Source organism: Alphaproteobacteria bacterium (assembly GCA_019635875.1).
In the GTDB taxonomy this organism is placed as follows: Bacteria; Pseudomonadota; Alphaproteobacteria; order Reyranellales; family Reyranellaceae; genus JAFAZJ01.
Map to the genome: position 1 here is coordinate 1,002,151 of JAHBYP010000002.1, position 13,674 is coordinate 1,015,824.

Below are 13,674 nucleotides of genomic sequence, written 5' to 3' on the forward strand. Positions count from 1 at the left end.
CGCGCGCAGCGCGACGGATGGGGGATGTCTCAACGAAATCGGTGTTCGTCTTCGACATCCCCCATCCGCCCTTCGGGCACCTTCCCCCTCCGGGGGAAGGGAGGATCGAGTCACATCAGGCATATGCGACGGCCTTGCAAGCAAGACGGGGCGGCTTCGCAGCCGCCCCGCCGTCATTGTCGACAGAAGGAGCCTACGCCGCCTTCTGCTCGCCGGCGAGGTTGCGCAGCACGTAGTGCAGCACGCCGCCGTTCTTGAAGTACTCGATCTCCTCCAGGGTATCGATGCGGCAGGTGACGATGATCTGCTCGCTCGAGCCGTCGCGGCGGTGGATGGTGACCGGGATGTCCATGCGCGGCCTGAGCCCGCCCTCGATGCCGGCGACGTCGAAGGTCTCGCTGCCGTCGAGCTTCAGCGACTTGCGCGTCATGCCTTCCTTGAACTGCAGCGGCAGCACGCCCATGCCGACGAGGTTCGAGCGGTGGATGCGCTCGAAGGTCTCGGAGATCACCGCCTTGACGCCCAGCAGGTTGACGCCCTTGGCCGCCCAGTCGCGCGACGAACCGGTGCCGTACTCCTTGCCGGCCACGAGGATCTGCGGGGTGTTCTCGGCCTTGTAGCGCATGGCGACATCGAAGATCGGCAGCGCCTCGTCCGACTGGTGATGCTTGCTGAAGCCGCCTTCGATGCCCGGCACCATCTCGTTCTTCAGCCGGATGTTGGCGAAGGTGCCGCGCATCATCACCTCGTGATTGCCGCGGCGCGTGCCGTACTGGTTGAAGTCGGCCGGCGCCACGCCGTGGTCGAGCAGGTACTGGCCGGCCGGGCTGTCCTTCTTGATCGAGCCGGCCGGCGAGATGTGGTCGGTGGTGATCGAGTCGGCGAACAGGCCGATCGGCCGCGCGCCCTTGATGTCGCCGAGCTTGCCCGGCGTGCGGCCCATGCCCTCGAAATAGGGCGGATTCTGCACGTAGGTCGAATCCTTGTCCCAGCCATAGGTCAGGCTCGGCTTGGTCTTGATCGAGCGCCAGTACTTGTCGCCGGCAAACACGTCGGCGTAGCGCTTCTTGAACGCCTTGGCCGTCACGCACTTGTCGACCACTTTGGCGACTTCCATGTTGGTGGGCCAGATGTCCTTGAGGTAGACCGGCCGGCCCTTCTTGTCGTGGCCGATCGGATCGCGGGTGATGTCAATCTTCATCGAGCCGGCCAGCGCATAGACCACCACCAGCATCGGCGAGGCGAGGTAGTTGGCCCGCGTCTGCGGGTTGACGCGGCCCTCGAAGTTGCGGTTGCCCGACAGCACCGAGCAGACCACGAGGTCGGCGTCGCTGATCGCCTTCGACACCGGCTCGGGCAGCGGGCCGGAATTGCCGATGCAGGTGGTGCAGCCATAGCCCACCAGGTTGAAGCCGATCTTGTTGAGGTCCTTCTGCACGCCTGCGGCTTCGAGGTACTCGGTGACGACCTGCGAGCCGGGCGCCAGCGAGGTCTTGACCCACGGCTTGACCTTCAGCCCGTACTTCACCGCGTTGCGCGCCACCAGCCCGGCGCCCAGCATCACGTAGGGGTTCGAGGTGTTGGTGCACGAGGTGATCGCGGCGATCACCACGTCGCCATGGCCGAGGTCGTGCTCGGCGCCGGCGCAGGGCACGCGCTTGCCGTCGTCCCGGCGGCCGAACTCCTTCTCCATGTTGGCCTTGAACTCGGACGCCGCCGCGGCCAGCGGCACCCGGTCCTGCGGCCGCTTCGGGCCGGCGAGGCTGGGCTCGACATTGCCGAGATCAAGCTCGAGCGTGTCGGTGAACACCGGATCGGGCGATTTCCTCGAGCGCCACAGGCCCTGCTTCTTGGCGTAGGCCTCGACCAGCTTGGCCGTCTGGCCGCGATTGGTGATGCGCAGGTAGTTCAGCGTCTCGTCATCGATCGGGAAGAAGCCGCAGGTGGCGCCGTACTCCGGCGCCATGTTGGCGATGGTGGCACGGTTGGCCAGCGGCATCTCGTCGAGGCCGGGGCCGTAGAACTCGACGAATTTGTTGACCACGCCCTTCTTGCGCAGCATCTGCGTCACGGTCAGCACGAGGTCGGTGGCGGTGGCACCCTCGGGCAGCTTGCCGGTGAGCTTGAAGCCGACGACATCGGGAATCACCATCGGCTGCGGCTGGCCGAGCATGGCCGCCTCGGCCTCGATGCCGCCCACGCCCCAGCCCAGCACGCCCAGGCCATTGACCATGGTGGTGTGGCTGTCGGTGCCGAACAGCGTGTCGGGATAGGCGACGGTCTCCTTGCCTTCCTTGCGGGTCCACACGACCTGCGCCAGGTACTCGAGGTTCACCTGGTGGCAGATGCCGGTGCCCGGCGGCACGACGCGGAAATTGTCGAACGACTGCTGGCCCCAGCGCAGGAAGCGATAGCGCTCGCCGTTGCGCTCGTACTCGAGCTTGACGTTCTCGCCGAAGGCTTTGGTGTTGCCGAAATTGTCGACGATCACCGAGTGGTCGATGACGAGATCGACCGGCACCAGCGGATTGATCTTCCTGGGATCGCCGCCGAGCTTGGCCATGCCGTCGCGCATCGCCGCGAGGTCGACGACGGCGGGCACGCCGGTGAAGTCCTGCATCAGCACGCGCGCCGGGCGGAAGTTGATCTCGTGGCTGGACTTGCCGGCCTTGAGCCAGCCGGCGAAGGCCGCGATGTCGGCGGCGCGCACCGAGGTACCGTCCTCGTGCCGCAGCAGGTTTTCCATCAGGACCTTCAAGGAGTAGGGCAGGCGGCTCAGGTCGCCCACCTTCTTCTCGGCCGCCGCCAGGCTGAAATATGTGTAGCTTTTGGTGCCGACCTTGAGGGTCTTGCGGGCCTTGAAGCTGTTGGGATGGGCGGCCATGTCGTGATGCTCCGGCGTGCGCGCGGGAGGCGCGGGAAAGATCGGCCGGAACATAGGCCGCGCTCCGGGCGAAGGCAACGCGAGGGACATTCCGTCGTCGACCAGACCGCGATAATGTGCGCCCGCCCTCGCCGGTGGCGCGGTGGCGCGGAGGAGTTGGGATGCGGTCGGTCTTCGCAGCCTTGCTGACGGTGGTGGTCCTGTCCGCCGGCACGGCATGTGCCCAATCCGATGGCGACAGCCTCGACTGGGATCCAGCGCGACGCGATTTTCGCAAGCCCGGCGGCACGCCGCCATCAGGCGAGATCGGCGGCGGCGCGATGGCCGGCCTCGACAAGGAGTTGGCGCGGACGGACCTCGCGCCTCAGAACCGCGCCAACCTCCTGGTCCTGCGCTCGATGCTGTTCCGGTCGGTGGGGCGGGAGTCCGCGTCGCGCCGCGACTTCCAGGAGGCGCTGCGCGTCTGGCCGGACATCCGCTTCAGGATCCTCGCGGCCACGGCCATGGTCGATGCCAATGCCGGCCGCACGCAGCCCGCCATCGACCAGCTCGACAAGGCGCTGCAGGAGCGCCCGGGCCAGCCGACCCTGCTGACGGCGCGGGCCCAGGTGCGGCTCATGCTGGGCGACAACGACCTGGCGATCGCCGACCTGTCGTCGCTGGTCGACGGCAGCCCCCACGCGCGCTGGCTCAGGGTGCAGGCCTACTACAACAAGGGCAGCCATCGCGAATCGTCCGACGATATCGAGGCGCTGATGCGCGACTGGAGTGGGGCGGCGCCGGTGCTGCCGATGCTCTGGCGCTTCGCCAACAACGTGAAGCTGCGGCGCGACGCGCGGCGTGCGCTGGCTGCGGACTACCGCGCCCACGGCGAGCCTGCGGAATGGCCGGCGCCGATCGTGCGTCATCTGCTGGGCCGCATGTCGGCGGGCGATCTCGATGTCGCCGCCGAGACCGATGCCGGTGCCAGGCGCACGAATGGCCGCTGCCTGTCGGCGCTGTTCCAGGGCCTCGACGCGCTGCGCGGCGGCAACCGCAACCGCGCGCGCGAGCTGTTTCGGCTCAGCCAGGCGCGCTGTGGCCCCAACAGCTCGGCCAACCTCGCCGCCGCGGCCGAGCTGGGCCGGATGTAGCCTTGCGTCTGTCGAAGCATCATCCTGTCTTCCCGAGCGCAGCGAGGGATCCAGGCGGTTTCCCTGGATCCCTCGCTACGCTCGGGATGACAGTTCCCGTCAGCCCTCGGCTATCGTCGCGAACGGGCCGATGAAGCGGGCGATCTCCGCCAGGGTGCGCTGCGGCTGCTGCAGGTGCGGGGAATGCCCGCAGGCCGGAATCAGCCGCGTCTCGCTGTAGCCGGAGACCTTGCCGGCGATCAGGCCGAGCTGCAGCTCGCTGCCGTACTCGTCGTCCTCGCCCTGGATCGCCTGCACCGGCACCTGCACGCCGGGCAGCCGGTCCTCGATCGACCAGTCCATGAAGGCGGGATCGAGCCAGGCGTCGGCCCACAGGTTGAAGGCGCCGTCGACGTCGCGATGGTACTTCGCCAGCCGCGCACGCAGGTCGCCGCCGTCATAGGCGGCGCGCGCCTTGCGGATCGAGGCGACGCCTTCGGCCTCGCAGACGACATGCGCCGCCAGGGTGACCACGGCCCGGAGTGATTCAGGGTCGTGACCGGCGCTGATCAGCGCGACGCTGCCGCCGTCGCTGTGACCGATCAGGATGTGCTCGCCGATGCCTGCGGCCTCGAGCACGCGCGGCAGCACCGCCTCGGCTTCGATATGCATGTAGGCGATGCCCGGCGGCTTCGGCCACGGCGAGGATTGGCCGTAGGCGGTGCGGTCGTAGGCGAAGCCGGCGAAGCCGGTCGCGGCGCACAGCTTCGCCGGGAAGTCGCGCCACATCTCGATGCAGCCCAGCCCCTCGTGCAGGAACACCAGCGTCGGGCGCGCATAGCCGTCGTCGCGCGCGGCGCGCGCGATCCAGCGGCCACGGATGCGGCGGTCGGGCAGGTCGAGGAACAGGTCGTCGGACTCCATCGCGCCGGTGTAGCGCCTCGCCTGGCGGGTCGCCAGCGTTTGCCCCTCGCCGGCCTCAGTTGGCCGCGGCCGCGTTCCTGTCGGTGGCGACGATCATCTCGTCGCGCACGACCAGGCGGCCGGCCCTGATCAGCTCGCGGGTCCGCTGGTCGACCAGTGCCCGGACGCTCGACGTCAGCGTGATGCCGAGCGTCCGTGCCACGGCGCGCGGCACCTCCTCGTCCAGAAGCCCGTGGTTCGCGCGGACCAGGGCAATGATGGCATGGTCGACTTCCATCGGCGGGATCGACTCGGCCTTGCGCAGGCTCGCCAGAGAGACGCCGGAGCGGTCGCGGCACGCCGGTGTCCATTGGACCGGCAGCAGGAAGCGTCCCTCGCCGGAGACCTGCCCGGCGCGCAGGGCGCCCTTGATCGCCGTCGTGACCGCGGCCTGGATCCTTGGTCCCGACCGCTTCGCGCCCCAGCTAGTGCGAAGCCTGGTGACGACATCGTCCTCGTGGATCGGGCCTTCCTGTTCCACCACGGACACGACGGCCTTGCGCAGGTCGGCAGGATCGGCGTCGAGAATCGCGCCGAATGTGCCGGGCGCGGCCAGAGTCGACTCGCGATAGGGAGTCGAGACCTTCCCGGCGGGCGCCTCGACCGGTGTCGCTTCGCGCGGCAGCGTGGCCGCCGCGAGCAGGTCCTGGGTGGTCGGTTCCGCCTCTCCCTCCTCTTCGCCCATGTCGGCGAGCTCGCGCCGTGCGGCCTCGATGGCGGCGACGGCGCGCTCGATCTGCCTAGCGGGATCGCGGAACCAGTCGGTGCTCCAGATCCGGTGCAGGTGCCAGCCGTGATCCTCAAGCACCGTCTGCCTCAGCCGGTCCCGATCGCGCGCCGATCGCGCCGAATGATACGAGGCGCCGTCGCACTCGATGCCCAGCACATAGCGTCCCGGCCGTTGCGGATCGACCACCGCGAGGTCGATGAAGAAGCCCGCGACGCCGACCTGCGCGCGGACCTGATAGCCGCGCGCCGCCAGCGCGCCCATCACCGCCTCCTCGAAAGGCGAGTCGGGCGGCCGCTCGCCGACGCTGGCGACGCCGAAGTCGCCGGTGCGCGCGAAGCGCAGGAACACGCGCAGCGCCGCCATGCCGGCGGTCCGGATGCGCTCCGGATCGAAATCCTCGTCGGTCACCGACGAGAAGACCTCGCATCGGCGCCGCGCCCGCGAGATCAGCACGTTGAGACGTCGATCGCCGCCGTCGGTGTTCAGCGTCGGGATCGAGCCCGCGAAATAGCCGCTGGCGTCGCGGCCATAGCCGACGGAGAGGAAGATCACGTCGCGCTCGTCACCCTGCACGTTCTCCAGGTTCTTGACGAAGAACGGCTCGTGCGGATGGTCGTTGAAGAACGTCTCCACGTCGGTGTTGGCCTTGCGGGCCAGTTCGAGCTGGTCGACGATTGCCTGGCGCTGCGGCTGGGAAAAGGCGGCGACCCCGAGCGTGAGGCCGGGGTTGTTCCTGGCGTGCTGGATCACGGCCTGTGCCACGACCTTCGCCTCGATGGCGTTCGAACGCGTGCCGCCGCGGTCGTACACGGCTTCCGGAAGATGGTGGAACGCCAGCCCGAGGCCGGACTCCGATGTCCAGGGGCTGGGCACGATGAAGAGTCGGCTGTCGTAGAACTCCCGGTTCGACACCGCGATCAGCGAATGATGCCGGCTGCGGTAGTGCCAGCGCAGCATGCGCTCGGCGACGCCGCTCGCCTTGCACAGCTCGAGGATGCTCTCGATGTTGGCCAGGGGGGCGGTCTCGTCGTCGAAGTCGTCGACGTCGTTCTGGCCGACCCTCTGGAAGAAGCGGGTCGGCGGCAGCTGGCGCGAATCGCCGACGACTACGAACTGCCTGGCCCGCGCCAGGGCGCCCAGCGAATCCACCGGAGTGACCTGGCTGGCCTCATCAAAGATGACGACGTCGAAGTCGATCCGTCCCGGCTCGAGGAACTGGGCGATCGACAGCGGGCTCATCATGAAGACCGGCTTGATCGCCTGCAGCGCCGAGCCGGCCAGCGCGGTGAGCTTGCGCAAGGGCATGTGACCACGCTTCTTGGCGATCTCGTAGCGCACGTGCCTCAGGCCGCCAAACGCGGTCTCGGTCCTCGGCACCCGGGCGTGGTGGGCGGCGGCCACCTGCCGCCGCGCGAGCGCGATGCGCGACCGATCGGCCATCGCGAACCGGGCGACGACGTCGTGGTGCCGGTCGCCATCGAACGACGCGAGCTCGGGGCGGGCCACCCATGCCTGCCGGCAAAGCGCTTCGCAGTAGGTGCTCTCGAACGCATCGAGCGCGTGCGTCGATTCGAGTCGTCCATCCCACAGGGCGGCGACGAATTCCTCGAGGCTCAGATCGTTGGCGCGGCCGGCCTCCCTGCGATAGCCAACCCATTCGTTGATGCGCTTCGGCCTGTCGCCCCATCCGGCCAGCCGGGCGCCCAGATCCTCGATCGACCAGCGATCGGGGTCCTCCGATCCCAGCCCGGCCGGCGCATCGAAGCCGACCTCCCCCATGAGCGCGCGCAGCCGTTCCAGGAGGTCGGCAAGATCGGACGCCAGCCTTTCCGTATCGGTCCCCAGTTGGCTCTTGCCGACCAGCCTGGCGGCGATCATGCGAAGCTCGTCGGGCAGCGACAGCGAGCGCCCCGCTTCCACCCAGCCGAGCCAGGCGCGCGCCACGCTCCAGTCGGTGTGCTCGCGCCGCCATCGGGCGGCCAGCGCCTCACGCCCGAGGGCGTCCGAATCGCGCAGGGTGTTCAGATCGCGCCGCGCCGAGGAGATGTCGTCGATGAGCCGAAGACGATCGCCGAGGGAGGATGGCGCATCGACCTTCAGGACGGACCTGACGAGACGCATCGACTGCCGATAGCCGCCGTTCAGGAAGCGCAGCCACGATGCGCCATGCGAGGCGATGCTCACGCGCGCGGCCGAAAGGTCCACGCTCCAGGCGGCCTCGACCACGCGATCCGCCAGGCCGGCCTGGGCTTCGGCATGGCGCGTCCCGGTTTCGACGAGGTCGCGAATGCGACCGAGATCGCGCGACCAGGCGGGCGAATGCATCGCCTCGGCATCGAGATCCGGCGCCGCGAGGGCGTGGCGCGCCATGGCGAGAAGTCCGCTTACATCGCCCAGCGTCGTCGGCGGCGGCTGCTGCATCGAGGCAGCGATCGCGCCGGCCTGCGACCCGACGGCCGCGAGTCGATCGGCGGCGGCGCGGGCGAGATCGCCGATGCGCTCGTAGTCCATCGGCAGCAGCGGCTCGCACCGCGTCTCCCGCCAGGGATGCCGGCTCGGCAGGCCGATACCCGCGATGAGCCGGCAGAGCGATGCCAGCGCCTCGCGGCGTTCGCCGGCGTCGGCCTGGGTCCAGGCCTCGCAGCCGGGCAGCCGCGGCCGCGGACTGGCGGCAAGCGGCGCCTGCGGGCGAAGCAGGCGGCCATAGATCTCGTGCGCCGACCAGCCGCTCGCCCCGACCGGTTCGTTGGCGGCGCGCGCATGCGCGTTCAGCGTGGTGCGCAGGCCGGACAGGCCGCGGATCAGGTCGTCGTCCTGGGTGTTCTTCGGCGCGCCCAGCTCCAGGGTCGCGCGCAGCTCGTCGATGATCGCCCGCTTGCTCGCCTTGTTGCTGTGCAGCTCCAGGCACAGCGCGCCCAGACCCGCCTGATCCATGCGGCGTTTCACGACCTCCAGCGCCGCCCGCTTCTCGGCGACGAAGAGGACGCTGCGTCCGTCGGCGACCAGCGCGGTGAGGATGTTGATGATCGTCTGGCTCTTGCCGGTTCCCGGCGGGCCCTGGATGACGAGGTCGACGCCCCGGCGCGCCGCTTCGATGGCGACGGTCTGGCTGCTGTCGGCGTCGACGACGTGGAACGTCGTGGCCGGGGCGATGACGTCGTCGATCGGCGTGTCGTCGCTCGGCAGGTCGACCGACGCCTCGGTGGTGAGCGGCCGGCCGAGCAGCAGGGACGCCACCTTCTCGTGCCGGTCGATGCGTCGATCGTCGGGCCAGTTCGCCGGATCGAGATCGCGGTACATGAGGAACTTCGCGAAGGAGAACACGCCCAGCACGATCGCGTCGGGCCGCACCTCCCAGCCCGGCATGCCCGAGACGGCCTCGGCGACCCGCCGGAACCAGGCGGCGACATCCAGATCCTCGGCCTCGTCGGCGTCCGGCAGGTCGAGCGCAAACTCGGATTTCAGCTTCGCCACGAGCGAGAGGTTGATGCCCGGGTCGGTCTCGTCCCACCGGGCGGTGAACCGCGAACGGGCCGAGCGGCGCTGCAGCGTCACCGGCACGAGCAGCAGCGGCGCGAAGCGATCCTCCATCGCACCCGCCGCTTCGCGCCACTTGAGCTGGCCGAGCGCCAGATAGAGGATGTTGACGCCCTGCTCCTCGAGCAGGGTCAGCGCCTCGTCGCGCAGGTCCAGAAGCCGCTTCTCGAGCGCCTTGGCATCGAGGGTCGTCTGCAGGTTCTCGTCGGTGAAGGCGCTCTCGTCCGGCTCGGCGCGGGGCGCCGGCTGGGTCTCGGTGGCGTCCGAGGCGTCGCCGTCGGCAGGTTCGGCAGCGTCCGGGCGCGCCGCGCTGGCTTTGGCCGGCGCGAGGGGGTCGGCGACGAAGACCAGGTCACGCTTCTCCTTGACCAGCAGCCGATAGATGTCGGCGCTGCGCTCGTCGCGCATGCGCACCAGCCGGGCCCTGGGGTCGGCGGGAATCGAAAGCAGGCGATTTCGGGTCGACAGGTCGAGCAGATCGCGCCTCGCCGCGTCGAGACGGGCTGCGATGCTGGACTCCATTCCCTCTCCCCCGAAACGATGACCGACGGCCGTGGTGCGACCGCTCTTCCGATGACAGCCCGTCAAGCGCGGTTGGCGCAAGAGCCCGGGGACTGCCTATACCGGCCGCTCGCCCTTCACCGTGACCCGGTTGCCGCTGCGCGTGTGCGGCCAGTAGTCCCACATCGCGCGGTGCTGGACGCAGCGATTGTCCCAGAAGGCGATGGAGTTGGCGCGCCAGCGGAAGCGGCACTGGAACAGCGGATTCTCCATGTGCTCGTAGAGATAGCGCAGGATGCCGTCGCCCTCGTCGCGCGGCACGCCGACCAGACCGCGGGTGAAGCCGCGGTTGACGTACAGCGCCTTCCTGCCGGTGACGGGATGGGTGCGGATCACCGGGTGCTCGGCGCGCGGGTAGCTCTCCTTGTCGGCGACGCCGTAGTTCCTGTAGAGACCGCGATAGACCTGCTCGCCGTCGTGGATCGCGGTCATGCCCTCCAGGTACCTCTTCATGCGGTCCGAGAGCGCCTCGTAGGCGGCGTACATGCTGGCGAACAGCGTGTCACCGCCCTTGGGCGGGCAGGTCCTGATGTAGAGGATGCTGCCCATCGGCGGCTCGACGTCGCACGAGACATCGGTGTGCCAGCCCTCGCCGTTGGCGCGCGGGCTGTCCTTGTCGGCGTGGATGATCATCAGCTCGGGCTTGCCCGGCTCGTGCGGCGCGGCCGGATGCACGTGCAGGTCGCCCCACAGGCGGCCGAAGGCGAGGTGCTGATCGGGCGTGATGGTCTGGTCGCGGAAGAAGATCACGCAGTTCTCGGCCAGCGCGCGGTGCAGCTCGTCGATCGTCTGGTTGGATAGCGGCCGGCTGAGGTCGACGCCGGCGATCTCCGCGCCGATGATCGGCGTCAGCTTGTCGACGGTGATGCTTTCGTAAGGCCGCTCGTCGTCCGTGACGTGCTTGTAGCGGGGGCCGGCATTGCCGCGCATCTGCGTGCTTTGCATGGGAAACTCCTCCGTGGCGAGCAGCCTAGGCCCCGGCCGTCCGCCTGCCAACCCGTCGCGGCTCGCGCGTCTTGACCGGCTATGGCCTTGTCGCTACCTAGCCCCGTCCCGTGGCAACGGTCGCCCAAGAGGCCGGCTGCGGGCTGGGAGGGGTTGAGGGATGCCGCAGGCCGCCGCCGGCAGCGACGACACGTTTCCCAAATTGCTGGCCCGCAACGCCCGCGAGCGCGGCGGGCTTCCCGCCTATCGCGAGAAGGAATACGGCATCTGGCAGAGCCACAGCTGGGCGGACAGCAACGCCCAGGCGCGCGACTTCGCCGCCGGCCTGGCGGCGCTGGGCTTCGGGCGCGGCGACAAGCTGGTGATCGTCGGCGACAATCGCCCGCGGCTCTACTGGGCGATCTGCGCGGCACAGATGCTGGGCGGCATCCCGGTGCCGGTCTACCAGGACTCGGTGGCCGCCGAGATGGCCTATGTCGTCGACAATGCGGAAGCCCATTTCGCACTGGGCGAGGACCAGGAGCAGATCGACAAGCTGCTGGAGATCCGCGCCACCGTGCCGGCGCTGAAGACCATCATCTACGACGACCCGCGCGGCCTGCGCGAGTACACCGACCTGGTCTCCTACGCCGACACCCAGGCCAAAGGCCGCGCGCTGCAGCTGGAGAAGCCGGGCTTCCTCGACGCGGAGATCGCCCAGGGCAAGGGCTCCGATCCGTCGATCATGCTCTACACCTCGGGCACCACCGGGCGGCCCAAGGGCGTGGTGCTGACCTACGACAACCTGCGTATCACGGCGCAGAACGCGGCCGAGTTCGACGGCCTGGTCGAAGGCGACGAGCTCCTGAGCTACCTGCCGATGGCCTGGGTCGGCGACCACATCTTCAGCTATGCCCAGGGCCTCGCGGTCGGGCTGACAGTGAATTGCCCCGAATCGGCGGCCACCGTGATGACCGACCTGCGCGAGATCGGCCCGACCTATTATTTCGCGCCGCCGCGCATCCTCGAGAACCTGATCACCACCGTGATGATCCGCATGGAGGATGCCGGGCGGGCCAAACGCGCGATCTTCCGCTATGTCATGGATCTGTCGCGGCGCGTCGGCGGCGCGCTGCTCGACGGCAAGCCGGTGGGCATCGGCGAGCGGATCCTCTATCGCCTGGGCGAGCTGCTGGTGATCGGGCCACTGAAGAACACGCTGGGCCTGTCGCGCGTGCGCGTGGCCTACACGGCGGGCGAGGCGGTGGGGCCCGACATCTTCAACTTCTACCGCTCGCTCGGCATCAACATGAAGCAGCTCTACGGCCAGACCGAGGCCAGCGTCTTCGTGACCATGCACCCCAACGGCGACGTGCGGCTGGAGACCGTCGGCAAGCCGGCACCGCAGGTCGAGATCAAGGTCAACGATGCCGGCGAGATCCTGTTCCGCAGCCCCGGCGTGTTCCTCGAGTACTTCAAGAACCCGGCGGCGACGGCAGAGACCAAGACGGCCGACGGCTGGGTGCATTCCGGCGATGCCGGCTACCTCGACGAGGCCGGTCACCTGCGCATCATCGATCGCGCCAAGGATGTCGGGAAGCTGGCGGACGGCACGCTGTTCGCGCCCAAGTTCATCGAGAACAAGCTGAAGTTCTTCCCGCACATCAACGAGGCGGTCGCCTTCGGCGACAACCGCGCCTTCGTCTCGGCCTTCATCAACATCGACCTGGTGGCGGTCGGCAACTGGGCCGAGAAGCAGGACATCGCCTATGCCAGCTACCAGGAGCTCGCCAGCCATCCCAAGGTGCACGGGCTGATCGCCGGGCAGGTGGCGCAGGTCAACCGCGACCTCGCCGCCGATCCGAAGATGGCCGGCGCGCAGATCAGGCGCTTCCTGGTGCTGCCCAAGTTGCTCGACGCCGACGACGGCGAGCTCACCCGCACGCGCAAGGTGCGCCGCGGCTTCATCGCCGAGCGCTACGGCCAGCTGGTCAAGGCGCTCTACGACGGCTCGCAGGCCACCCATATCCGCACCGAGGTGACCTTCGAGGACGGCCGCAAGGGCGTAGTCGAGGGCGACGTGGCGATCCTCGACGTGCCCGCCGCCACACCACTCCGCAAGGCGGGCTGAGCTTCATGCGCACGCGTCAGTTCAGCGAAACCCTGCTCTCGGTCGACAACATCTCGTTGAGCTTCGGCGGCGTGCGCGCGCTCTCCGACATCAGCTTCGACATCCGCAAAGGCGAAGTGCGCGCCATCATCGGCCCCAACGGTGCCGGCAAGTCCTCGATGCTGAACTGCATCAACGGCTTCTATCACCCGCAGCAGGGCAGCATCACCTACAAAGGCGTGCGCCGAAAGCAGATGCGTCCGCACGAGGCGGCCGAGCAGGGTATCGCGCGGACCTTCCAGAACATCGCGCTGTTCAAGGGCATGTCGACGCTCGACAACATCATGACCGGGCGGAACCTGAAGATGCGCAGCGGCATCCTCGCCCAGGCGCTGCACTGGGGCCCGGCGCAGCGCGAGGAGATCGCGCACCGCGAGTACGTCGAGCGGGTGATCGACTTCCTCGAGATCCAGCACGTGCGCAAGGTCCCGGTCGGCCAGCTGCCCTACGGCCTGCAGAAGCGCGTCGAGCTCGGCCGTGCGCTGGCCGCCGAGCCCGAGCTGCTGCTGCTCGACGAGCCGATGGCCGGCATGAACATCGAGGAGAAGCAGGACATGTGCCGCTTCGTGCTCGAGGTCAACGAGGAGTTCGGCACCACCATCTGCCTGATCGAGCACGACATGGGCGTGGTGATGGACATCTCCGACCGTGTCGTCGTGCTCGACTATGGCCGCAAGATCGGCGACGGCACGCCCGACGAGGTCAAGGCCAACCCCGACGTCATCGCCGCCTATCTCGGCACGGCGCACTAGGAGGACGGAAGCGATGTCATCTCACGTCCTCTGTCATCCTG

At 68.7% G+C, this 13,674-nt stretch carries 7 protein-coding genes; 3 read left to right on the forward strand and 4 right to left on the reverse strand.

Annotated features, from left to right (window positions below; translation table 11 throughout):
- Positions 1 to 193: 193 nt before the first annotated feature.
- A complete protein-coding gene (gene acnA / locus KF889_11100; GenBank protein ID MBX3499983.1) occupies positions 194 to 2,884 on the reverse strand; it encodes an aconitate hydratase AcnA in 2,691 nt (896 codons plus the stop codon).
- Positions 2,885 to 3,045: 161 nt separating this feature from the next.
- On the opposite strand from acnA, the gene KF889_11105 reads away from it, so the two are divergent.
- Positions 3,046 to 4,017, forward strand: a complete 972-nt coding sequence (locus KF889_11105) for a tetratricopeptide repeat protein (GenBank protein MBX3499984.1) — start codon at positions 3,046 to 3,048, stop codon at positions 4,015 to 4,017.
- 99 nt (positions 4,018 to 4,116) lie between these two features.
- Here the strand turns inward: KF889_11105 and KF889_11110 are convergent, their stop codons facing one another.
- The 3 genes from KF889_11110 to KF889_11120 form a co-directional block, all read right to left on the reverse strand.
- On the reverse strand, positions 4,117 to 4,920 hold the full coding sequence (locus tag KF889_11110) for an alpha/beta hydrolase (GenBank protein ID MBX3499985.1): 804 nt from the start codon (positions 4,918 to 4,920) through the stop codon (positions 4,117 to 4,119).
- A 55-nt stretch (positions 4,921 to 4,975) separates the two neighbouring features.
- On the reverse strand, positions 4,976 to 9,748 hold the full coding sequence (locus KF889_11115; protein ID MBX3499986.1) for a DUF3320 domain-containing protein: 4,773 nt from the start codon (positions 9,746 to 9,748) through the stop codon (positions 4,976 to 4,978).
- A gap of 96 nt (positions 9,749 to 9,844) precedes the next feature.
- A complete protein-coding gene (locus KF889_11120) occupies positions 9,845 to 10,717 on the reverse strand; it encodes a TauD/TfdA family dioxygenase (protein MBX3499987.1) in 873 nt (290 codons plus the stop codon).
- A 175-nt stretch (positions 10,718 to 10,892) separates the two neighbouring features.
- Here KF889_11120 and KF889_11125 point away from each other — a divergent pair, with 175 nt between their 5' ends.
- Complete coding sequence (locus KF889_11125; protein ID MBX3499988.1) at positions 10,893 to 12,842, forward strand: AMP-binding protein; 1,950 nt, start codon at positions 10,893 to 10,895, stop codon at positions 12,840 to 12,842.
- A 5-nt stretch (positions 12,843 to 12,847) separates the two neighbouring features.
- Positions 12,848 to 13,633 (forward strand): ABC transporter ATP-binding protein, encoded by a 786-nt coding sequence (locus tag KF889_11130; protein MBX3499989.1) that lies wholly within the window; start codon positions 12,848 to 12,850, stop codon positions 13,631 to 13,633.
- Positions 13,634 to 13,674 lie beyond the last annotated feature (41 nt).

Excerpts from the sequence above, each read along its gene's own strand:
- acnA (MBX3499983.1), bottom strand. The coding sequence starts at position 2,884 with ATGGCCGCCCATCCCAACAGCTTCAAGGCCCGCAAGACCCTCAAGGTC.
- KF889_11105 (MBX3499984.1), top strand. The coding sequence starts at position 3,046 with ATGCGGTCGGTCTTCGCAGCCTTGCTGACGGTGGTGGTCCTGTCCGCC.
- KF889_11110 (MBX3499985.1), bottom strand. The coding sequence starts at position 4,920 with ATGGAGTCCGACGACCTGTTCCTCGACCTGCCCGACCGCCGCATCCGT.
- KF889_11115 (MBX3499986.1), bottom strand. The coding sequence starts at position 9,748 with ATGGAGTCCAGCATCGCAGCCCGTCTCGACGCGGCGAGGCGCGATCTG.
- KF889_11120 (MBX3499987.1), bottom strand. The coding sequence starts at position 10,717 with ATGCGCGGCAATGCCGGCCCCCGCTACAAGCACGTCACGGACGACGAG.
- KF889_11125 (MBX3499988.1), top strand. The coding sequence starts at position 10,893 with ATGCCGCAGGCCGCCGCCGGCAGCGACGACACGTTTCCCAAATTGCTG.
- KF889_11130 (MBX3499989.1), top strand. The coding sequence starts at position 12,848 with ATGCGCACGCGTCAGTTCAGCGAAACCCTGCTCTCGGTCGACAACATC.